Source organism: Pseudomonas sp. GL-RE-26 (assembly GCF_019956275.1).
Taxonomy (GTDB): domain Bacteria; phylum Pseudomonadota; class Gammaproteobacteria; order Pseudomonadales; family Pseudomonadaceae; genus Aquipseudomonas; species Aquipseudomonas grandcourensis.
This window is the reverse complement of the sequence record NZ_JAHBDI010000028.1, coordinates 34,466-55,427: the sequence shown is the minus strand read 5'-3', so window position 1 is coordinate 55,427 and position 20,962 is coordinate 34,466. Positions and strand designations below refer to the sequence as shown.

Genomic DNA, 20,962 nt, shown 5'->3' with positions numbered 1-20,962 from the left:
GCTTGTGAAATGAGCCCGTTAATCCTGATGGTTACCGCTGGGGCAGGCATCGCGCTGTTGTTGTTCCTGGTGCTCAAGTACAAGTTCCAGCCCTTCGTGGCCTTGATGCTGGTGAGCATTCTGGTGGCGCTGGTGGCCGGGGTGAAACCGGCCGATCTGGTTGCCACCATCGAAGGCGGCATGGGCAAGACCCTGGGTCATATCGCAATCATCATTGCTCTGGGCGCGATGATCGGGCGGATCATCGAGCTTTCCGGTGGTGCCGAGGCGCTGGCCAAGACGCTGATCACCCGTTTCGGTAACCGGCGTACGCCCCTGGCCTTGACGATTGCCGGCTTCATGGTCGGGGTGCCGGTATTTTTCGAGGTTGGCGTGATCATCCTCATGCCGTTGGCCTATGGTATTGCCCGGCGTGCGCGCAAGCCGCTGTTGGTGTTTGCGTTGCCGATGTGTGCTGCGTTGTTGACCGTACACGCCTTTTTGCCACCGCACCCGGGTGCAGTGGCCGCTGCCAGCCAATTGGGCGCGGACCTGGGCCGCGTGCTGATGTTCGGTTTGCCGATCACCGCGTTCCTTTGCTATGTCGGCTACCGCGTGGCCGGGCGCATGACCCGTCGGGCGTACCCGATGACCGACGATATTCGTGCCGAGGTCTATGGCCCGCATGTCACCAACGAGGATCTGGCTGCCTGGTCCAATGGCAACGACATCAGCGCTGATCGAGCGGCTGAAGCCGTATCACACATGGGCCTGGAAGAGTCGACCAGCAGCATCGTTTCCAAATTGCCGCCGGCCCCCGCACCGGGTTTTGGCCTGATCGTCAGCCTGATCCTGCTACCGATCATTCTGATTCTGCTGGGGACTCTGTCTACCTCGTTGCTGCCTGCCGAATCGACTCTGCGCGGCATCATGACCGTGCTCGGTGCGCCGCTGGTGGCGCTGCTGATCGACACCTTGCTGTGTGCCTGGCTGCTGGGTTCGCGTCGGGGCTGGAGCCGCACTCAGGTGTCCGACGTGATCGGTTCGGCCTTGCCTGGTGTGGCCATGGTGATCCTGATTGCCGGTGCCGGCGGTGTGTTCGGCAAGGTGCTGGTGGATACCGGAATCGGTGCCGTGGTCTCCGACATGCTGCGCACCACCGGTCTGCCGGTGCTGGCCCTGGGCTTTCTGCTGACCATGTTGTTGCGCGCGGTGCAGGGCTCGACCACGGTGGCGCTGGTGACCACTGCCGGCATCATCAGCCCGCTGATTGCGACCCTCGATCTCACCCCGAACCACATGGCCCTGCTGTGCCTGGCCATGGGCGGTGGCGGGTTGGCCATGTCCCATATCAATGACGCCGGTTACTGGATCTTCACCAAGCTGTCAGGCCTGAACGTGGCCGACGGTCTGCGCACCTGGACGGTGATGACCACTTTGCTCGGCACCTTGGGTTTCTGTATTACCCTGCTGATCTGGCCCTTTGTCTAACCCTTTATCTCAGGAGCTACCATGCCTCGTTTTGCTGCCAACCTCAGCATGCTCTACCCGGAACATGAGTTTCTGGATCGCTTCGCCGCCGCTGCCTCTGACGGTTTCGAAGCGGTGGAATATCTGTTCCCCTACGACTACGGCGCTGAAGAACTCAAGCAACGCTTGAGCGACAACGGCCTGGTGCAGGCACTGTTCAACGCGCCGCCCGGTGATTGGGCTGCGGGGGAGCGGGGCACGGTGTCGTTGCCCGGTCGGGAGGGTGAATTTCGTAGCGGTTTTGATCGCGCTCTGGATTACGCCGGTGTGCTGGGCAATTCGCGCATCCATGTCATGGCCGGGCTGTTGCCGTCGGAAAGCGATCGCCCAAGGCATCACGGTGTGTACCTGGAGAACCTCGCCTACGCCACCGCCCAGGCGGCCAAGGCAGGCGTCACCGTATTGCTCGAACCGATCAATACACGAGACATGCCAGGCTTTTTCCTCAACCGCCAGGATCAGGCCCAGGCCATCTGCAAGGAAGTGGGCGCCAGCAACCTGAAGGTTCAGTTCGACTGCTACCACTGCCAAATCGTCGAGGGTGACCTGGCAACCAAACTGCGTCGCGACTTCGAGGGTATCGGCCATATCCAGATCGCCGGCGTGCCGGATCGGCATGAACCGGACCTGGGGGAAGTCAATTATCCCTATCTGTTCGAGCTGATCGACCAGTTGGGTTATGACGGCTGGGTAGGGTGCGAATATCGGCCACGAGGCAACACGTCTGCCGGCTTGCAGTGGTTGCGCGACTGGAAAGCGCGGGCGCTATAGGGAAGGGTGGCGACGGGCTCCACTGGATGCAGGAACCCGTCGTTTCACGCTGGTGTGTTGTCAGCCGGCAACAACAACTCGACACCCTGCTTGCGGATGCCATCGGCCGCCGCAGGGGTCAATGCGTCGTCGCTGAGGATGATGTCGAACTGCTCGAGTCCGGCGATCCTGTACATGCTGAAGGTGCCGTATTTCGAGCTGCTGGCCACCAGCACCACTTGCGAAGCCGATTGCATCGCGGCTTGCTTGACCTCAACCTTCAGCGCCGAAGGGGTTGTGAGGCCGCGCCGCAAATCCCAGGAGCTGGTCGATATGAACGCGATGTCGGTGACCACCTGACGCAAAGTGGCAACCGCCAGGCCGCCCACGCACGATTGATTGGAGTGATCCAGCTGTCCTCCGGTATGAATCACCGTGACATGGGGCGCTTCGATCAGTGCCTGGACAATGCCGAAGTCATTGGTCACCACGGTCATGCCGGACAGCGCCTTGATGTAGGGGACGATTTCCAGCGTGCTGGTTCCCGCATCCAGGTAAATCGTCATGTCGGCATGCAGCAGCCGGGCAGCGAGCCTGGCCATGGCCTGTTTCTGCGGCAACTCCACCACCGCCTTGATCTGATGGCTGGGTTCGCTGTGCAGCTGGCTGGCGATCCGCACCCCACCCGTTACCGAGTAAGCACGACCTTCCTGCTCCAGCAACGCAATGTCGCGGCGTATGGTCATGTGCGAGCAGTCGAACATTTCCATCAATTGATGAACGCTCAGCACCTGATGCTTGCGCAACTGTCGCAGCATCAATTCACGGCGCTGCTCAGGGATCATCGGTGCGCCGCTTTCGGCGGCGATGTCCTTTTGACTAGGCATTCGGGCTCCAGAATGAAGAAATCCGCAGACAGGGAAGGCGGGTAAACATAGTAGCGAATCTGCCGTCGGATCAGTAGCGCAACGAGGTCCCAGGGCGCTTTCATGCTCCGGGCGCAGCTGCCGGGAAATTTCGACACGCTGCTTGAAACGGGCTTTACTGGAACAAGTCGTGCAGATTACCGAGGGCTGCATGTTCTCGGCAGCCAGTACTGGCTGGATGCCGAGTGCAAAACTACCTGTCGAGGTTGAGGACCAGCCCTTGCCCATGTCCCGGTTCCTCCCCGCCATGCTGTTCGCGCTGCTGCTCGTCGGTTGCGCCACCACGCGCTCAACTCACTGGAAGCCACCGATGTGCCGGAGGTGCATGGCGGCTATGCACCGTATCGCAAGACTCTGCTCGAACATTACGTGAAACTCTATGAGCTGCGACGCCAGCCAGACGATCCCGGCCGCAGCTCTTCGTTTGGTTTCAGTGGCGGCTCGGACTCCAGCCTGCACACCAAGGCCATGATCCTTGACAAGCAGAAAGTGTTCATTGGCTCGTTCAATTTCGACCCGCGTTCAGTGTTCTGGAATACTGAAGTCGGGGTGCTGGTCGATAGTCCCGAACTCGCCGGCCAGGTGCGTCAGCTGGCGCTTGAGGGTATGGCGCCGGCCATGAGTTACCAGGCCCGACTGGAAAACGGCGAAATCGTCTGGCTCACCGAGGACGACGGTCGCCTGCAGACCTTGCGCAAGGAGCCCAGCGACAAGATCGGCCTGGAGAAAATGCTCTAGATCGAAATCCGGAGTTCACGCCCACGGCTGTGAGCATTCAATCAGAGCTCAGGGCTTGCGTCAGGTCGCCGTGCAATAGGGACTTACAAAGAAGCCTCTCGATAAGGGTGACGCGGTCAAGCCGGAGGTCTTCTGAGGTTTTTGCCTGCACCTGCCTGACTCAGGCTCCTTGCAGTAAACGGAGGGTACCTATGCCCTTATTCTTGAGGGTAATGAATGAAACAAGGACAAGTTCTGCTGTTGGCTTTGTTGATTATGTTTTTAACGGGTTGCACGACTACGCCGCCAAAAGACCAAGGCAATCTCTGCAGCATCTTCCGTGAGTATCCCGACTGGTATGAGGACTCGCTGCAAATGCAGAGTGAATATGGGACGCCGCTGCATGTGGCCATGGCGATCATGAAGCAGGAAAGCAGCTACGTGGCGGACGCATTGCCGCCTCGTGACTACCTGCTATGGGTGATCCCCTGGGGGCGAGTCAGTTCGGCCTACGGTTATGCGCAGGCTCAGGACCCGGTGTGGGGTGAGTACAGGGACAATACTGGCAACGGTGGTTCGCGTGACAGCTTCGACGACGCGATCATGTTTATCGGTTGGTACACCACTGGCACCCAACGTCAGCTCGGAATCTCCAAATGGGACACCTACAATCAGTACCTGGCTTATCACGAGGGGCGAGGGGGCTTCAGCCGCAATACCTATCGCAGTAAACCGTGGCTGATGCAGGTTGCCCAGAAAGTGCAAAAGCAGTCAGAGGTCTACAGCGCCCAGCTCAAGCAGTGTCGCCAGGAACTGGAAGATGATCGTAGCGGGTGGTTTTAGCGCGGCATCATCGAGGAGCAAGGGCTTGCAAGCGAAAGCGGATGCAAGCCCTTGTTTGTTTCTGCTTCATTAATTTCTATCTTTGATCGTGGTTGCCTGATGCTTTCAGGACGCCGGGCCTGCCTTGCGACGATCGCTGCCGGCCGGATTGCCGGTATCGATCAGTCTTCTTTCCAGCAGTACGTTTTCCAGGGCCTGGCGGTCTGACGGGGCCATCTGATGTTCTCGCTCCTTGAGTTCCAACAGGATCGGGGTCGACCACTGGCGGTAGGTTTGTTCAGCACTACGATTGGGTGACATGGGTTCCTCCTTAATCAGGCTCCTGCCAATAAAGGCGCCGCATTTCGATACGTCCAAAACCCTAGTCGACGAAGCGGGTTACCGCCACTGCGTTACGTCGGACTGCCATTGCCCCAGATGCCCGTAGCGGCAGTGCGTTGTACGTAGTCGCTAAAGTCGCGCGCCGGGCGTCCCAGTGCCCACTGTACGCCATCGGCCACGGGTGTGTTGCGCCCGTCCAGCACAGTCGTGAACAGATACAACACCAGATCGATCAAGGCCGGGGAAAGTTGTTCCTGTTCCATTGCCTGTCGATAGGCGTCCGGTGGTACGGCCACGTATTCGATGGTGCGACCGGTGGCGCGGGCAATCTCGGTGACAGCTTGAGCAAAGGTCAACGCCCGAGGGCCGGTCAGTTCATAGAGCTGGTCTGTGTGCCCGGGTTGGGTCAGTGCCGCGACGGCACACTCGGCGATGTCTTCTGCATCGACAAAGGGCTCGGCGACCTGGCCGACGGGGAGTGCGAGTTCACCTTGCAGAATGGGTTCAAGAAAGTGTGCCTCACTGAAATTCTGGCAGAACCAACTGGCCCGCAGAATCGTCCAGTCAATCCCGCTGACCTGTACGACGCGTTCGGCCTGTTCGGCTTCCACTTCGCCGCGCCCGGATAACAAGACCAGTTTGCGGACGCCGCTTTTCACCGCCAGGTCGGTGAACGCCTGGATGGTTTCAAGGGCGCCCGGAACGGCGAGATCCGGTTGAAAGGAAATGTAGACAGAATGAACGCCATCGATCACAGCGTCCCAGGTTGATCGATCTTCCCAGTCGAAGGGTGGGTTGGCGTCGCGGGAACCCCGGCGGACGGGCAGGCCGGCGGCTTCGAGTCGTTGTGTGATGCGCCGTCCGGTTTTACCGGTGGCACCGAGGACCAGCGTGATTGGTTGGGCAGTTTTCATCGCGTTCATCTCCATCGGTTAATGTGAGTGATGCTCACGTTTAAAAGATGATAGATGCTCATGTTTTATCGTCAACCCATCAGATCGAATTCCCCGACGTGTGGCATCTGTTGTTGGGCATAGGGAGTGGTGATGCTAAGGTGAGTACATGTCACGTTTTTGATCGGGAATTCACTCGTGCGCAAAAAGCCCTCTGAAACCCTCGAACAGCCTGCTGCAGAGCCGGTTCGACGCAATCCCACGCAACAGCGCAGCCGCGATCGTCAGGAGCGGATTCTGGCCATGGCGACTCAATTGATCGCGGACAAGGGCAGCGATCAACTCAAGATGAGTGAAATCGCCGAGCGCTCCGAGATCTCGATCGGTTCCCTTTATCAGTATTTCCCCGACAAGAGTTCAGTGATCCGTACGTTGGCCGAGCGCTATAACGCTGAGAGCCGTCGTTGCATTGCAGAGGCAATGGAGGCCGTCGAGGATGCTCGGGGGTTGCAGGCTGCCTATTCGCAGTTGCTCGACCTGTATTACGAGATCGTGATGGCTACACCGGTGATGCGTGACATCTGGTCCGGCATGCAGGCCGACAAGCAGTTGTTGCAGCTGGAGCTGGAGGAGAGTCGGGTTGCCGGAGCGCTGCTGGCCCAGGCGATGCTTCGTGTGTATCCCGATTGCGACGAACAACAGGTCGAGGAGTCCGCGTTTTTGATCTGGCACCTGGGCGAGGCAACCATGCGGTTGGCTGTCACTTGTGCTCCCGAGGAGGGGCGAGCGCTGGTCGAGGCGTTCAAACGCATGTCCCTGCGCGAGGTCATGGAGCCGGCGCGCAAGGGCGTCGTCAAGTAACGTCTCCTTCGTGACATGTGACAGGTTGACTCCACGTGATCGGGGGCGTTCGATTGGTTTTGCGCAACAAAAAATCCCGACACCAGGCCGGGTTTTGAGAAAGGATGGAAATCCAGCAGGCAGCCAAAGGTTCGGAGACGTCAGTGTCACCGATCATGCTGCCCGAATCGGGCCTGTCCTCGCACCGCGAATCCGTGACGGATCATCTGAACCGAGGCAGAGGCCGGTCGACAGGCTGGAGAGACGACAGCGTGTTCCGGATCAGCGGCGTGTCCTTTTCGATGTCGTTCAGGCGATCACGGATTCTGAGGGCGGTGGGGTGTCCGCCTTGATGATCGACCCAGTCGGCGATTTCCTTGCAGGCTGCGGCCAGGCGGGCCTGACGGGAGTCCAGCAAGGTGAGCAGGGTGGTGATGGACTCTTTTTCGGACATGGGAGACACCTCCGTTCAAGAAACCTGGTGTGGCAGCAAAAAGCCCGCCGGGAGCGAGCTTTCTGCCGAATGGGTTACTGATCCTTCAGCCATTTCAGTATAGACCCGTTAAAAAGTGGTGACACTCCTCAACTTTGTCGGGCTGTCACTTGTGATTTAGCGTTCAACTGACGGCAAACACGCACGGCGTCTTCTTCAACCTCGTAGCCATCGCCGATGAAGCCTTGGGTGCGGGTATCGGCGATGCGATACCAGACCGAGGCATCCGGTGGCAGGTGGCTGTATTCACCCGCACGGCGGCCATGGATGATGATCTTGTTGCAACGCTTCACGACGAAAATGTCTTCCATGGCGTCTCCGCAGCGGATTCGTGTTCAGTTCAACTATAGAAGCCATTGCTGATCGTGCAAAAAATAGGCAGGTCAATTCGTCGGTTCAGGCGCTGACCTCTGCCCGGTGCAGTCGTGCTTTCGGATTTACGCCAGCACCGCGACCGCTTTTATTTGCGCCCAGAGTGGCTGGCCGGGATGGACGTTCAGTTGATCACGGGAATAGCGCGTGATCCGCGCAAGCAGTGGCGTGCCAGCGGCGTCCAGGCGAATCAGCACATGGGCGGCGTTGTCGGCGTTCATCTCACTGACCACGGTGACCGGCAGCCGATTGAGAATGCTGCTGTGCCCGGCATTGTCCAGGCTCAGGCTCACATCCCGCGCCTGGACCTTGCAGCGCAGTGCCTGGCCCACGTCCATTGGCGTATGCGGCACGCGAATTTCGAGGGCGGTGTCGGGCAGTTGCAGGCTCAGCAATTGATAGTCGGCGTCATAGGCGCTGACGCGGCCTTCGATCACCACCCCGGCGTCATCGCCCATTGCCAGCGGCAAGTCGAGGCGTGCCAGGGTCTGGCCGATCGGGCCGCTGGCCAGTGCCTTGCCGTTGCTGAGCAACACGATATGGTCGGCCAGCCGCGCGACTTCATCCTGGGAGTGGCTGACGTACAGCACCGGGATCTCGAGTTCGTCGTGCAGGCGTTGCAAGTAGGGCAGGATTTCACTTTTGCGTTGGGCATCCAGCGCCGCCAGTGGCTCGTCCATCAACAGCAGTTTCGGGCTGGTGAGCAAGGCGCGGGCGATGCCGACGCGTTGTCGCTCACCGCCTGAAAGGTGTTGCGGGTGCCGGTCCAGCAAATGGCCGATGCCCAGCAACTCGGTGGCGTGGGCCATGTCGACCCGACGCTGCGGCTTGGGGATGCGCTTGAGGCCGAATGCCAGATTGTCCAGCACCGACAGATGAGGAAACAGGCTGGCTTCCTGGAACACGTAGCCCAGCGCGCGTTTGTGCGGCGCGACGAAGATCCGGTTGTCGCTGTCTTGCCAGACTTCATCGTTGACCTGGATAAAGCCTTGATCGGCCCGTTCCAGGCCGGCGATGCAGCGCAGGCAAGTGGTCTTGCCCGAGCCGGAATGACCGTAAAGCGCAGTGACGCCTCGGCCGGGCAGCTGCAGGTCGACGTCCAGGGCGAAGCCTGAATAACGTAGTTTCAAACGCATATGAATCATCGATCAGCTCCAGCCCGCTTTGGTTTTACGGCTGGAATACAGCGCCAGCAGGACGACAAACGAGAACACCAGCATCGCCCCGGCCAGCCAATGGGCCTGGGCATATTCCATGGCTTCGACGTGATCGTAGATCTGCACCGAGACCACGCGGGTCTTCTCGGGAATGTTGCCGCCGATCATCAGCACCACGCCGAACTCGCCGACGGTGTGGGCAAAGCCGAGAATGGCTGCGGTAATGAAACCTGGGCGGGCCAGGGGCAGCGTCACGCTGAAAAAGGTGTCCCAGGGATTGGCCCGCAAGGTCGCGGCCACTTCGAGTGGGCGCGTGCCAATCGCGGAAAAAGCGTTTTGCAGCGGCTGGACCACAAACGGCATCGAATACAGCACCGAACCGATGACCAGCCCCGCAAAGCTGAACGTGAGGGTGCCAAAGCCGAGTGACTGGGTGAGCTGGCCCAGGAACCCGTGAGGGCCGAGCGCCAGCAATAGATAGAAACCAATCACCGTCGGTGGCAGCACCAGGGGCAGGGCGACAATCGCCCCGATCGGGCCGCGCAACCAGGAGCGGGTGCGCGACAGCCATAACGCAATCGGAGTGCCGACAATCAGCAGGATAACGGTCGTCAGGGACGCCAGTTTCAGGGTCAGCCAGATGGCGGAAAAATCGGCACTCGATAGCGACATTTAGATTTCGTAACCGTAGGACTTGATGACAGCTGCCGCTTTCGGCCCCTTGAGGTAGTCAACCAGTGCCTTGGCGGCCGGGTTGTCCTTGCCCTTGTTGAGAATCACCGCGTCCTGTTTGATCGGATCGTGCAGGCTGGCGGGAACGATCCAGGCCGAACCGCTGGTGATCTTGCCGTCCTTGTAGATCTGCGACAGGGCGACAAAACCCAATTCGGCGTTGCCGGTGGAGACGAACTGGTAGGCCTGGGTGATGTTCTGGCCTTCAACGATCTTGTCCTTGACCTTGTCGGTCAGACCCTCCTTGGCCAGCACCTGGGTCGCCGCCAGGCCATAAGGCGCGGCTTTCGGGTTGGCGATGGACAGGTGCTGGTACTCGTTCTTTTTCAGCACATCGCCCTTGGCATCGACGTAGCCTTCCTTGGCCGACCACAGCGCCAGGGTACCGACGGCGTAGGTGAAGCGCGAACCCTTGACGGCGTCGCCTTCGGCTTCAAGTTTTTTCGGGGTGCTGTCGTCTGCCGAGAGGAACACTTCGAACGGCGCGCCGTTTTTGATCTGGGTGTAGAACTGGCCGGTGGCACCAAAGGAGGCGACCAGTTTATGCCCGGTGTCTTTTTCGAAATCAGCGGCGATGGCCTGGATAGGCGCGGTGAAGTTGGCGGCGACAGCCACCTGGACTTCGTCCGCCTGGGCTGAGCCGAAGGCGAATACGGCGAGAAGGCTCGCCAGGCAGGTCGGGGCAAAACGTGAGGCACGAATGGTCATGAAACGGCTCCGTTAAAGGCAATCGCGGCAAGGGTAAATCGTTATGTACTTAAATATATAGCGAAATGCCTTTGAACGGAATGTGTTGTCGCAGAATTGTATACAATTTTAACGAAACTGATGTTCAGTAGCGACCTAGCAGCCTCGCTAATCCTTCTTCAGCCAGTTTTCGAGTCAGTGCCTCGCTGGTCAAATCGACGCCGAGGGTAAAGGCCTGGCCGGCCCAGAGGTTGCTGAAGTCCGCTTCACCTTTGGCCCGCAACGGCATCAGCGCGCCACCGGCAAGGGGGAAGGCCGGGGCCTTGGCGCTCATGGGGCCCAGTTCACGCATCACCCGATTGAGGATGCCCCGGGCCGGGCGACCGGTGAACACGTTGGTGACGGCCGTCTCGCTTTCCCTGGCGGTGCGCAAGGCTTTGTGATGGGACGGGCTGACCTTGGCCTCTGGGGTGAACAGGTACGCCGTTCCCACCTGTACCGCCGAAGCGCCCAGCATGAAGGCGGCGGCGACGCCTCGTGCGTCAGCGATGCCGCCGGCGGCAATCACCGGCACTTTCACCGCATCGACGACTTGGGGCACCAGGGCGAAAGTCCCCACCTGACTGCTCAGGTCATCGCTGAGAAACATCCCGCGATGGCCCCCGGCCTCGTAGCCCATGGCGATGATTGCATCGCAACCATGCTGCTCAAGCCACACCGCTTCTGCGACGGTGGTGGCCGAGGACAGCACTTTCGCACCGGTGGCTTTGACCCGGTCGAGCAGGGATTTTTCCGGCAGGCCAAAGTGAAAGCTCACCACTTCCGGGCGAAACGCTTCGACCACTTCGCAGGCCGCGTTATCGAACGGCGCCCGGTTGGACACCGGCGTCGGCGCATCGAAGTCGATGCCGAGCTCCTGGTAGTAGGGTTGCAGCAGGTTTTTCCAGTCCTGTGCGCGTTGCTCATCCGGAGCTGGAGGCTGATGACAGAAGAAGTTGACGTTGATCGGGCGCCGAGTGTGTTGGCGGATGGTTTTGAGCTCTTCGCGCAGTTGTTCGGTGCTGAGCATCGCCGCTGGCATCGAGCCCAGGCCGCCGGCATTGCAGGCGGCAATCACCATGGACGAGCTGGTGGCACCGGCCATCGGCCCCTGAATGATCGGCAGTTCGATCCCGAGCAGGTCAAGAATGCGGGTATCTGGCCATTGGTTCATGTGCTGTGTTCTCCGACGTTGGATCCGGGCAGGGACGGTAGAACAGAATTTGTAACGCAACGACTGGCGCAAGGCCAGTCGTCTTTTCAGCGGTTCAGGCTTTTTCAGCGTCGGTGGAAGCCGCCACCCCCGAAGGAGTGATTCATGAACCGGGACGAGTCGTGATAACTGTTGAAGCGATCATTGCCGAAGGAGCGCGCATCGTATTCCCGGTTGAGATTCTGGACCTGGGTAGTGTTGGCCGAATCGAGACGGGTTGCACCGCCCTGGACCATCGATTGCCAGCCGCTGTCGGTCCTCTTGTAAACGTTGCCATCATGGCCGGCGTACACGTTGTCGCCGACATGCGCCACGCCACCGTTGCGATCATGGATACCACCGTACTGGGTGGTGTTGCCGGTATTGGGGTTGTAGACGGCCCCGCGATTGGCGGAGACCTGGGTGCCGGTGCGGACGTTGCCGGCGGTCACATGCTGGCCGGCGATGGCCCCGCCGTTCGGGCCGACGGCCACACCGCTGCGGCCAGCGGCATAGTTGCCGTTGTAGACGTTATGTACCGCGCCGCGCTGGCCTGCCGCAGCGATGCCGGTACGCGAGTTGTAGGAGGCGCCTACCTGGCCGGCCCAGCGATTGCCGGTCCAGGCGTTGTAACCGCCGCCATAGCGGCTGACCGAAGCCCGGTCGCCCCATTGGCGGTAGATGTTGCCGGTCGTGCCGGCCCAACCACCGGGGCCCCAGGCGACGGCGCCGCCATGATAGCCGTAAGCGGCACCGCCCCAGGGCATTGGCGCCGGGTACAGGTGCGGGCCCCAGGCGTAACCCCAGCCGTAATTGCCCCACCACGGATAAGCGCCCCAGCCCCAACCCACGGCGACCGTGCTGCCACCCCAACTCCAGCCGAAGCCGAAGCCGAAGGTCCAGCCCGTCCAGGGTGTGTAGCGCATCGCCACGCCAAAGCCATAGGTCACTGGCGGGCCATACCAGACACTGCCCACCCACGGCGTATACGGATAACCGGTGCCATACACCACCACACCGCTGTCAGGGTCCAGCGTCGAACCCTGGTACCCCGGCGTGTAACCGACGACGACCGTATCGCCACTGGCTTCGTAGACTTTCACATAAGTGACGTAGTGCATCGGTGAACTGGGCGGAATCGAATAGATCACCGCCGGCACCGAAGAGGCGACCGTCCAGGGGCCTTGAACCGAGGTGGCCACGAACCAGATACCGTTCTCCACCGCGTACCAGCTTTGTGCATCGACCATGATGATCGGCATCGGGCTGTTGACTACATATTGCAGGGGCGTGCCCTTGATGGCCTTGAGTTGCGGCTCGCCGTCAAAAGTCGGCCTGGTCATTTTCACTTGGCTTTTCTTGATCGCCGAGGTCTGTGGAATGGTCGCTGCAATGGCCGCTTCCTTGGCCTGGGGCGTGCCGGCCACCGAGGCTTTTACGTTTTCCTTGGGGCTGTCATCGGGAATGTTGGCGAAGTCCGCCGGCAACTTGTCTGCACCCACGAAGGTCCAGGGGCCTTTCATGTCACCGGCGCGGAACCAGCGCCCCGAGATCAGCACGTAGCTGTCCTGGTCACCGATCTCCTTGAAAATATGCCCGGTGGTGTTGGTCACATACAGCAGCTTGGTGTTCTGGATCGGCTGCCATTGCGGCGCGCCGTCAGTGACGATCAACTCGGTCGGCACCGTGGCGATATAGATCTGCGGAATCGGCGGCTTGGCCAGCGTCGGTATCTTGTCCTTCGGATCGCTCTGGCCTGTCAGCAGGTCAACCTGGTGACCCTGGATCGCAGCTTTCTTGGCTTTTTCCAGCTCGGCCGAAGGCGAGGGCAGTGGCGCATATTGTCCGCCCAGGTTGTCCGCGACCATCCAGCCATCGAACACGTGCAGGTAATGCTTGCCCTGTGCATCCTTGAGCAGCAACGGCCGGGTGTTGATCACCCGCTGCAGCGAGGTGCCATCAACGGGGCGATAGGCAGGCTCGCCATCGATGTACACCAGCAGCGCGGGTACCTCGGACGAAACAATGGTCGGCGGGGTATTTTTCAGCGGCTCGCTGTTGGACTTTTGCTCGGCGGCGATGACGCCGAGCGCAGCTTCGAGCTGGTCGAGGGAAATGGTTTTCGTGCGGTTCTCGGCGTCTTGCTTCACCGCGGCGACCCAGCTGTCAGCCTTGGTGGCGCTGTCGGGGAAGTCGGCCTTGGTGATGGTGTACTGGTCGAGCGCCACCCAGCGGGAGGCCTTGTCGACCAGGGTGTGGGCGCTGAACTGCACGATGCCGTAGGTGGATTTTCCATCGGTGTCCGTGGCCTCCACGGCAGCCCGCGCGTGCAGAGTGTAACCGTCCCAACTGTCCAGTTGTGGCTGGTAGATGGTCAATTTGGTGTCGCCGGCAGCCAGCACCTGTGGCCAGCTGGGTGAGGCCGGCGCCTGATTCGCGGGAGGTTGGGCGGGTTGCTCGGCTGCCTGGACGCCGCTGAGCGGAATCATGCAGAGCATCAGTAAAACGGTGAATAAACGCAGTTGAGGCATTGTCAGCTCCATCGACAAGACAGTTTGTTGCGGTACTTCAGGGTTGCGAAAAAGCATAGCTGCCGTCAATGAAAACGCTCGGCGGTTTGCCTGATTGGCTTAAAGTCGGGTACGGCAATCCGTTGCCATGTGTTATTTCAAATGCTCCACCACCAGACTGATTCCATTGAGAGGCCGTAATGTTCAAAGGCATTTTGATCGACAAAGACGACAGCGGTTACCGGGCCACACTGCAGGAGATCCAGGACGATCAGTTACCCGAGGGCGATGTCACGGTGCGTGTTGCCTACAGCACGCTGAACTTCAAGGATGGCCTGGCGATTACCGGCAGCAGTCCGGTGGTGCGCAAATTCCCGATGGTGCCGGGCATCGACCTGGCCGGTGTCGTCGAAGCCAGCGGGCATCCGGACTACAAGGTCGGTGACCCGGTCCTGCTCAATGGCTGGGGTGTGGGCGAAGGGCATTGGGGTGGATTGGCGCAGAAGGCTCGCCTTAACGGTGACTGGCTGATCCCGCTACCCAAGGCGTTTAGCGCTGCCCAGGCGATGGCCATCGGTACGGCGGGCTACACGGCCATGCTGTGCATCCTGGCGCTGGAGCACAACGGCGTGACGCCCGGGCAGGGTGAAGTTCTGGTGACCGGCGCCAACGGTGGCGTCGGCAGTTTCGCCATCGCCTTGTTGAGCCGGCTCGGCTACCGGGTGGTCGCGTCCACCGGACGGACCTCGGAGCACGACTACCTGAAGCAACTGGGGGCCGGCGAAATCATCGATCGCGCCACCTTGTCCGAGCCGGGCAAGCCGCTGGCCAAGGAGCGCTGGGCGGCCGTCATCGATTCGGTCGGCAGCCACACCCTGGCCAACGCGTGCGCCAGCACCAAGGCCAATGGCACCGTCGCGGCCTGCGGTCTGGCCCAGGGCATGGACTTTCCGGCATCCGTGGCGCCGTTCATCTTGCGCGGCGTGACCCTGGCCGGCATCAACAGCGTGACCCAGCCCAAAGCCAAGCGCGTGGAGGCCTGGAATCGCTTGGCCCGGGATCTGGACTTCAACCTGTTGCCGCTGATCAGTCACGAAATCGGCTTGAGCGAAGCCATCGAAGCCGCGCCGCGCTTGCTGGCCGGGCAGCTGCGCGGGCGCGTGGTGGTGGATGTGAATCGCTGATCACTGCGACTCGCGCTCCAGCAACTGCCGTTTGCGCTCGACACCCCAGCGATAGCCCGACAGATTGCCATCGCTGCGCACCACGCGATGGCAAGGGATCGCCACCGCCAGGTTGTTCGCACCGCAGGCCTGGGCCACGGCGCGAACGGCTTTTGGTTGACCGATGCGCTGGGCGACATCGGCGTAGCTGGCAGTGCTGCCCACGGGAATCTCCCGCAGCGCTTGCCAGACACGCTCCTGAAACGCCGTGCCGCGTACGTCCAGCGGTAAATCAAGGCCAACGGCCGGCGCCTCGATAAAGCCGACGACCCTGGCAATCAACTGCTCGAATTCATGATCGGCACCTATCAGGTTGGCGCGGCGGAATTTGTCTTGCAGATCGCAGACCAGTTGATGTGGATCATCGCCCAAGAGGATCGCGCAAACCCCGCGCTCACTCTGCGCCACCAGAATCGCGCCCAGAGAACACTGGCCGACGGCAAAACGAATGTCGTTGTTTTGACCGGCCGCGCGGTAGTCCCCGGGTTTCATTCCCAGCAACTGGTCTGCCGCTTCATAAAACCGGCTGTTGGAGTTGAAGCCGGCGTCATACAGGGCATCGGTCACCGAGCCGCCGTCCGCCAGGCGCTCGCGCACCTTGCGTGAGCGATGGGCATCGGCGTAGCCCTTGGGCGTCAGGCCGGTGACGGCTTTGAACACGCGATGGAAGTGGAAGCTGCTAAGGCCCGCCGCCTCGGCCAATTCGCCCAGGGCAGGCAGTGTTTGCGCGCTTTCGATCTGGCGGCACGCAGCGGCCACGGTGGCGGTATGTTGCGCGGCGAGTTCGCTCTGATCCTTCGTCGCGCGCTTGCTCGGACGATAACCCGCGGCCAGGGCCTGTTCGGCACTATCGAAGAATTCGACATTCTGTGGTTTGGGCAAGCGCGCATGGCTGCTGGGATTGCAGTAGATGCCTGTGGTCTTCACGGCATAGACAAACTGTCCGTCAGCCTTGGGATCGCGCGCGACCACGGCGGCCCAGCGCGGATCGTTTTCGATGGTGACCTTGGTCGATTGGGTTGTCATGGCGTCACGTCCATTGAGGGGTTGCCTGCACATTAACCATGGGGCAATTCCCACACACTCCGGCGCTTGCGGTCAAATTCGAAGTCATTATCCAGCGGTACGGAAGGTGAAGTTGATGCGTTGCTCGCCGAGTTTCGGATGATGTCCGTCCTTGATCGGCAACACACCGTGATAACGCAAGCGATCCACGCCACCCCAGACCACGATGTCGCCGTGGAACAGGGGGACGCGCTGACTTTTGTCGCCGCGTGCAAAGCCGCCGAACAGGAACATCGCCGGCAAGCCCAGGGATACCGAAACGATGGGGGCTGCGTAGGAATGTTCGTCTTTGTCCTGGTGCAATGACATTTTTGCCCCGGGGATATAGCGGTTGATCAGGCAGGAGTCCGGCGCAAAACCGGTAAACCCTGCTGCCTGCGCCGCCGCTTGTGCCAGTTGGAAAAACACCTCGGGCATCATTGGCCAGGGCCGGCCGGTCTGTGGGTCGTCGCGGGTGTACCGATAGCCGCTGCGGTCCGTGGTCCAGCCGAATGTGCCACAACTGCTCAAGGCAACCGACATGGTGAAACCGCCGGGTGTGACCATTTGCCGAAATGGCGCGGCCACCAGCACTTCTTCCAGGGCAGGCAGCAAGCGCTCCAGCCAGGGCAGGGCGAAGCCCCTGAGTACGTAGGACTGTTCGCCGATCTGCTCGCGCCTGGGCTGTTGCTCGGGCTCTGCATCGGCAAACAGATCGAAAGTCAGCGGATTCATGGGTTCATGATGCATCGTGAAAGATGATTCCAAGGGTATGCCGTTTGCCGCTGTGCAGGCGACTCACGCCGTGACGCAGGGTCACGCGGTAGTAACCGCGAGTCCCTTTGACCGGCCGTTGATTGACCGCAAAGATCAACCCGTCACCTTGCTTCAGGCCGATGACCATCGGGCGTGACTGCATTCGCGGGCGCTGTTCAGTCAGGACAAACTCACCGCCGGTGAAGTCTTGATCCGGGTCTGACAGCAGGATCGCCACTTGCAGCGGGAACACGTGTTCACCGTATAGATCCTGATGCAAACAGTTGTAGTCCTGCGGACCATATTGCAGCAACAAGGGTGTCGGACGGTTCTGACCGGCGGCATGGCAGCGTTCGAGGAAGGCGGGATGGGCTTCAGGAAAACGGTCCGGCAACCCCATCTGTTCCTGCCAGCGATTGGCGATGGGCACCAGTCGTGGGTAAAGCGCGCTACGCAAGCGGACCACCAGTTCCGGCAACGGGTAGCTGAAATATTTGTACTCGCCTCGGCCGAACCCGTGACGAGCCATCACCACGTGGGAGCGAAACAGTTCGGTTCGAGGGTACAGGGCGCTGACTTGGCCGCAAGCCTTGTGGCTCAGCAGTGACGGGATGACGGCGTAGCCGTCCTGATCAAGTTGCTGCTCCAGCCGGGGCCAGTCCAGCCGGTCCAGATATTGCTCGCTCATTGCCGGGCCTCTTGTTGTTGAGGTGGCCAGTCTGCAAGGCAAGGATGAAGCTGGCACTCCGGTGCTTGCGGTCGAACTGCGAGTGGGAGGCGACGTCCATTGTCGCTCCGGATCGCGTTACAGCGCTTTGCTGACGCTGATGTCGCTGATGACATCGTCCTGCCCATGAAGGGCATCCAGCGCCGCTTTGGCTTCTTCCGGGGTGCCGTTTTCAAGCTGGGCAAACTCGAAGCGGCGCTCACCGTTGAGTTTGTATTTGATGACGTACTTGGTCGTTTGGGCCACGGTTGTATCTGCCTGTCTTGTGTTTCGGGTTCGCTGATCAGCTCAGTTTCGTGCTGGAACGGCGAATGATTTTGATCGAGTGCGTCAGGGTGGGTTTGCGCGTCACGCTGATGGCGCGGTGGTTGACGGTGTCGATCGTGATGTTCCAGAAGCCGGTGCTAGGGGCGGTGATGCGGGCCGGAAAGGTGTCGAATGCACCGCCGTGATAGGTGTGACGGCCGCCATTCTTGAAGCTGCGGAAGTTGGCGTCGTTCATCAAGCGGATGTTGCACATTTGGGAGCATTGAATGACGACGATGTCGTCTTCATTGAGGTGCTCGCGCTGATGGATAAATTTCATGAGGCGCCTCCAGAAGGGCTTTTTCTACAAAATCAAAACGATAGCATGGGCGATTGGCGCAGTTTATCAGCCCGAACGCCTTATTATCCGGCCGCTTCGACAATAAAAAACGCTTATTTCACATTTGATGAGCGATAAAGCAGTTTGTCTCGGAGAAAAATCGCAGTTGCGCTGTCCGAGCTTCTTTATCGGAGGTTTGGTATGAAGTGGGGTTTGTGGTTGTTGCCGATGGCATTGACGATCAGTGGTTGCGCGAACGTCTCGGAGATCAACGAGTCCTTGCCGACGATGAACGTGATTTCCGGCAAGAAGCCCCATGAATACGCGCAATGCCTGAGCGAAAAGCTGGCCGCCAGCCGTGGTGCCTTGCAGATCCAGCCGCACAAGGATGGCTTGCGCGTGATCGTGCCGCTCAAGTACTCCTCCGGTCCGTCTGCCGTGTTTGACATTGAAGAACGCTCCGGCGGCAGCAGCATCAAGCTGCACGAGAGCATGTCCAATGTCCCGGTGCGGCCAAAGGACGTACAGAATGCTGCCAACGAGTGCATTTCCGGCTGATAGACTATCGACCATCAGCACCGATGCCGCCCAAGCCCTGCTTTGGCGGCATCGTCATTTCTGGAGTCGAACATGAAGCGAGAGCAAGTCCGGGAGCGCCATGCAGAGGGTTTGATCTCTGCCACCCACGTGATTCAGAACCCGGCGGAGCTGGGGGAATGGATCGTGTTTTTCAAGAAAAGCGCCGGGCGCAGCTATTTCCTGGTGGATGACAATGATGAAGTCGAGTCCTTCAGCCGCCTTGATGATCTGATCGATACCGTGCGCGGGCTTGGAATCAAATTCGCCGAAATCCATTTGTAGGGCGTGGTGCCTTACTTGCAGATCACCACGACGTTGCGGCTCTTGTAGTTGCCGACGTCGGCGCCGAGGGTCTTTTCGCTCTCCTTGAGCGCGGGGGTGCCATCGGTCCCGACAATCTTGTAACCGGTGCCCGCGCAGGACGCATCGGCCTTTTCGTAGCACGCAGCCCAGGAGTTGGCTTCCCCGGAGCAGTCAATCGATAGACCTTGCTCTCCGTTAGCGAGGTAGGTTTGTTCCGACGTTGCGCAGCCGCTCAGGGCCAATACCGTTAGCAAAGGCAAAATTTTATTCATGGCTTGATCATCGTCAGGGGGGTGGGCTAAGGCTGAGACAGCGCCGTAATCAAAAGGTTATAGCCAAAGGCCACTTCTTTTTCGTTTTTCATAAAAAAGCCCTGCGCCATGGCAGGGCTTTTCCCATCGAGCGTCGATCAGCTCTTGTCCTTGCCGCGTCGCTTGGGTTCCGGGTGCTCAAGCTCCAGCACCGAGGCCACTTCGATTGCCAGGGCTTCGGAAGGGAAAGGCCCGGCGATATTTTCACCGGAGACACTGGCCACCCACCATTGGCCGTCTTTCTCCTGATTGATCAGGAATCCGTTGACGCTTTTTACTGCCGACATCTACTTGCCTCGTTGTCTGGTTCAATCGCGCCATGATACCGCCAAACGCACTCAAGGGGTGCCGATGGGCGTATGGTGATGGGTTTCGGGCGGTAGAAAGCCGTGCAATTGTGCAAGTCTCTGCTATGCATAAGAGGCTGTGCAGCGACCTGCGCACTCTCGCAGGGAACTATCGGCAAGAATATTTCTCTATGTTGACATCGGTTAGCCAGCGCGGGGCATTGTAAGGTGCACGCCGCCTGATTAGACTGCGCCGAAACTCGTACACACAGCCCTTTCAAGGACTTATATGATCAAGAAATGCTTGTTCCCAGCAGCCGGTTACGGTACTCGCTTCCTGCCAGCGACTAAAGCCATGCCCAAAGAAATGCTGCCGGTGGTGAACAAGCCACTGATCCAGTACGGCGTCGAAGAAGCACTGGATGCCGGCTTGAACGAAATCTCCATCGTCACCGGTCGCGGCAAGCGCGCCTTGGAAGACCACTTCGACATCAGCTACGAGCTGGAAAACCAGATCAAGGGCACCGACAAGGAGAAATACCTGGTCGGCATCCGCCGCCTGTTGGATGAGTGCTCGTTCTCCTACACTCGCCAGACTGAAATGAAAGGTTTGGGTCATGCGATCCTGACCGGTCGTCCACTGATCGGCGACGAGCCGTTCGCCGTGGTGTTGGCGGATGACCTGTGCGTCAACCTGGAAGGTGACGGCGTACTGAAGCAGATGGTCAAGTTGTACAAACAGTATCGCTGCACCATCGTCGCGATCATGGAAGTCGACCCGCAAGAAACCAGCAAGTACGGTGTGATTGCCGGCGACCTGATTGGTGACGACCTGTACCGCGTGCGCAACATGGTCGAGAAGCCAAAGCCGGAAGATGCCCCGTCGAACCTGGCGATCATCGGTCGTTACATCATGACGCCGGACATCTTCAGCCTGATCGAGCAAACCGAGCCAGGCAAAGGTGGCGAGATCCAGATCACTGACGCCCTGATGAAACAGGCGCAGGATGGTTGCGTGATTGCCTACAAGTTCAAGGGCAAGCGTTTCGACTGCGGTGGCGCCGAAGGCTACATCGACGCGACCAACTTCTGCTTCGAGAACTTCTACAAGACGGGTAAGGCGTACTGATTGCGCTTGAGCTGCTTGCATTGAATTCACCTTCTC

General features: G+C 59.9%; 25 protein-coding genes and 1 pseudogene. 9 read left to right on the top strand and 17 right to left on the bottom strand.

Annotated elements, in window-relative coordinates; genetic code table 11:
• Window positions 1-9 precede the first annotated feature (9 nt).
• Window positions 10-1,470 (top strand): SLC13 family permease, encoded by a 1,461-nt coding sequence (locus KGB07_RS18140; protein WP_046038428.1) that lies wholly within the window; start codon window positions 10-12, stop codon window positions 1,468-1,470.
• Window positions 1,471-1,491: 21 nt separating this feature from the next.
• Window positions 1,492-2,280 (top strand): 2-oxo-tetronate isomerase, encoded by a 789-nt coding sequence (gene otnI / locus KGB07_RS18135; RefSeq protein ID WP_223466137.1) that lies wholly within the window; start codon window positions 1,492-1,494, stop codon window positions 2,278-2,280.
• Between the two features lie 44 nt (window positions 2,281-2,324).
• Here otnI and KGB07_RS18130 read toward each other — a convergent pair whose 3' ends face one another.
• Entirely contained in the window at window positions 2,325-3,146 is an 822-nt protein-coding gene (locus tag KGB07_RS18130; RefSeq protein ID WP_046038425.1) for a DeoR/GlpR family DNA-binding transcription regulator, read from the bottom strand.
• 330 nt (window positions 3,147-3,476) lie between these two features.
• Between KGB07_RS18130 and KGB07_RS18125 the strand changes: the two are divergent.
• Both KGB07_RS18125 and KGB07_RS18120 read left to right on the top strand, forming a co-directional pair.
• Window positions 3,477-3,923, top strand: a pseudogene (locus tag KGB07_RS18125) (phospholipase D-like domain-containing protein); the annotation flags it as partial.
• Between the two features lie 216 nt (window positions 3,924-4,139).
• Window positions 4,140-4,745: a hypothetical protein gene (locus KGB07_RS18120; protein ID WP_046038422.1), complete on the top strand. Its 606-nt coding sequence runs from the start codon at window positions 4,140-4,142 to the stop codon at window positions 4,743-4,745.
• A 105-nt stretch (window positions 4,746-4,850) separates the two neighbouring features.
• On the opposite strand, the gene KGB07_RS18115 is transcribed toward KGB07_RS18120, so the two are convergent.
• Window positions 4,851-5,045 carry a hypothetical protein gene (locus KGB07_RS18115; RefSeq protein ID WP_046038420.1) on the bottom strand — a complete coding sequence of 65 codons (195 nt, stop codon included), beginning with the start codon at window positions 5,043-5,045 and terminating at the stop codon, window positions 4,851-4,853.
• A gap of 92 nt (window positions 5,046-5,137) precedes the next feature.
• Window positions 5,138-5,980 (bottom strand): NAD(P)H-binding protein, encoded by an 843-nt coding sequence (locus tag KGB07_RS18110; protein ID WP_223466136.1) that lies wholly within the window; start codon window positions 5,978-5,980, stop codon window positions 5,138-5,140.
• 177 nt (window positions 5,981-6,157) lie between these two features.
• On the opposite strand from KGB07_RS18110, the gene KGB07_RS18105 reads away from it, so the two are divergent.
• Window positions 6,158-6,820 carry a TetR/AcrR family transcriptional regulator gene (locus KGB07_RS18105; protein ID WP_223466134.1) on the top strand — a complete coding sequence of 221 codons (663 nt, stop codon included), beginning with the start codon at window positions 6,158-6,160 and terminating at the stop codon, window positions 6,818-6,820.
• 202 nt (window positions 6,821-7,022) lie between these two features.
• Here KGB07_RS18105 and KGB07_RS18100 read toward each other — a convergent pair whose 3' ends face one another.
• The 7 genes from KGB07_RS18100 to KGB07_RS18070 all read right to left on the bottom strand — a co-directional run bounded on the left by KGB07_RS18100 (window position 7,023) and on the right by KGB07_RS18070 (window position 14,002).
• The gene (locus KGB07_RS18100; RefSeq protein ID WP_046038414.1) at window positions 7,023-7,253 is read right to left on the bottom strand and encodes a hypothetical protein; all 231 of its coding nucleotides are present in this window, start codon (window positions 7,251-7,253) and stop codon (window positions 7,023-7,025) included.
• 128 nt (window positions 7,254-7,381) lie between these two features.
• Window positions 7,382-7,603 (bottom strand): hypothetical protein, encoded by a 222-nt coding sequence (locus KGB07_RS18095; protein ID WP_046038412.1) that lies wholly within the window; start codon window positions 7,601-7,603, stop codon window positions 7,382-7,384.
• A gap of 126 nt (window positions 7,604-7,729) precedes the next feature.
• Complete coding sequence (modC, locus tag KGB07_RS18090) at window positions 7,730-8,809, bottom strand: molybdenum ABC transporter ATP-binding protein (protein WP_223466133.1); 1,080 nt, start codon at window positions 8,807-8,809, stop codon at window positions 7,730-7,732.
• A 3-nt stretch (window positions 8,810-8,812) separates the two neighbouring features.
• A complete protein-coding gene (gene modB / locus KGB07_RS18085) occupies window positions 8,813-9,493 on the bottom strand; it encodes a molybdate ABC transporter permease subunit (RefSeq protein ID WP_223466132.1) in 681 nt (226 codons plus the stop codon).
• Complete coding sequence (modA, locus tag KGB07_RS18080; RefSeq protein WP_223466130.1) at window positions 9,494-10,261, bottom strand: molybdate ABC transporter substrate-binding protein; 768 nt, start codon at window positions 10,259-10,261, stop codon at window positions 9,494-9,496.
• Window positions 10,262-10,385: 124 nt separating this feature from the next.
• Window positions 10,386-11,453 (bottom strand): NAD(P)H-dependent flavin oxidoreductase, encoded by a 1,068-nt coding sequence (locus KGB07_RS18075; protein ID WP_223466128.1) that lies wholly within the window; start codon window positions 11,451-11,453, stop codon window positions 10,386-10,388.
• Window positions 11,454-11,557: 104 nt separating this feature from the next.
• Window positions 11,558-14,002, bottom strand: a complete 2,445-nt coding sequence (locus KGB07_RS18070; RefSeq protein WP_223466125.1) for an autotransporter — start codon at window positions 14,000-14,002, stop codon at window positions 11,558-11,560.
• Between the two features lie 179 nt (window positions 14,003-14,181).
• On the opposite strand from KGB07_RS18070, the gene KGB07_RS18065 reads away from it, so the two are divergent.
• Complete coding sequence (locus KGB07_RS18065; protein WP_223466124.1) at window positions 14,182-15,165, top strand: MDR family oxidoreductase; 984 nt, start codon at window positions 14,182-14,184, stop codon at window positions 15,163-15,165.
• Here KGB07_RS18065 and ada read toward each other — a convergent pair whose 3' ends face one another.
• The 5 genes from ada to KGB07_RS18040 form a co-directional block, all read right to left on the bottom strand.
• Entirely contained in the window at window positions 15,166-16,230 is a 1,065-nt protein-coding gene (ada, locus tag KGB07_RS18060) for a bifunctional DNA-binding transcriptional regulator/O6-methylguanine-DNA methyltransferase Ada (protein WP_223466122.1), read from the bottom strand. It abuts the gene before it with no gap.
• Between the two features lie 87 nt (window positions 16,231-16,317).
• Window positions 16,318-16,998, bottom strand: a complete 681-nt coding sequence (gene alkB / locus KGB07_RS18055) for a DNA oxidative demethylase AlkB (RefSeq protein WP_046038399.1) — start codon at window positions 16,996-16,998, stop codon at window positions 16,318-16,320.
• Window positions 16,988-17,692, bottom strand: a complete 705-nt coding sequence (locus KGB07_RS18050) for a 2OG-Fe(II) oxygenase (protein ID WP_223466120.1) — start codon at window positions 17,690-17,692, stop codon at window positions 16,988-16,990. Before KGB07_RS18050 ends, alkB begins: the two co-directional genes overlap by 11 nt.
• Before the next feature lie 117 nt (window positions 17,693-17,809).
• Complete coding sequence (locus tag KGB07_RS18045; RefSeq protein WP_185754744.1) at window positions 17,810-17,977, bottom strand: hypothetical protein; 168 nt, start codon at window positions 17,975-17,977, stop codon at window positions 17,810-17,812.
• A gap of 37 nt (window positions 17,978-18,014) precedes the next feature.
• The gene (locus tag KGB07_RS18040; RefSeq protein ID WP_046038396.1) at window positions 18,015-18,317 is read right to left on the bottom strand and encodes a DUF1883 domain-containing protein; all 303 of its coding nucleotides are present in this window, start codon (window positions 18,315-18,317) and stop codon (window positions 18,015-18,017) included.
• Between the two features lie 201 nt (window positions 18,318-18,518).
• Here KGB07_RS18040 and KGB07_RS18035 point away from each other — a divergent pair, with 201 nt between their 5' ends.
• Together KGB07_RS18035 and KGB07_RS18030 are read left to right on the top strand one after the other, a co-directional pair.
• Window positions 18,519-18,875 (top strand): hypothetical protein, encoded by a 357-nt coding sequence (locus KGB07_RS18035; RefSeq protein WP_046038395.1) that lies wholly within the window; start codon window positions 18,519-18,521, stop codon window positions 18,873-18,875.
• 72 nt (window positions 18,876-18,947) lie between these two features.
• Window positions 18,948-19,178 (top strand): hypothetical protein, encoded by a 231-nt coding sequence (locus KGB07_RS18030; protein WP_046038394.1) that lies wholly within the window; start codon window positions 18,948-18,950, stop codon window positions 19,176-19,178.
• Window positions 19,179-19,189: 11 nt separating this feature from the next.
• Here KGB07_RS18030 and KGB07_RS18025 read toward each other — a convergent pair whose 3' ends face one another.
• Together KGB07_RS18025 and KGB07_RS18020 are read right to left on the bottom strand one after the other, a co-directional pair.
• A complete protein-coding gene (locus tag KGB07_RS18025) occupies window positions 19,190-19,471 on the bottom strand; it encodes a hypothetical protein (RefSeq protein ID WP_046038393.1) in 282 nt (93 codons plus the stop codon).
• Between the two features lie 137 nt (window positions 19,472-19,608).
• The gene (locus KGB07_RS18020; RefSeq protein WP_046038392.1) at window positions 19,609-19,797 is read right to left on the bottom strand and encodes a hypothetical protein; all 189 of its coding nucleotides are present in this window, start codon (window positions 19,795-19,797) and stop codon (window positions 19,609-19,611) included.
• A 289-nt stretch (window positions 19,798-20,086) separates the two neighbouring features.
• On the opposite strand from KGB07_RS18020, the gene galU reads away from it, so the two are divergent.
• On the top strand, window positions 20,087-20,926 hold the full coding sequence (galU, locus tag KGB07_RS18015) for a UTP--glucose-1-phosphate uridylyltransferase GalU (RefSeq protein ID WP_007975949.1): 840 nt from the start codon (window positions 20,087-20,089) through the stop codon (window positions 20,924-20,926).
• The last annotated feature ends 36 nt before the right edge of the window (window positions 20,927-20,962 follow it).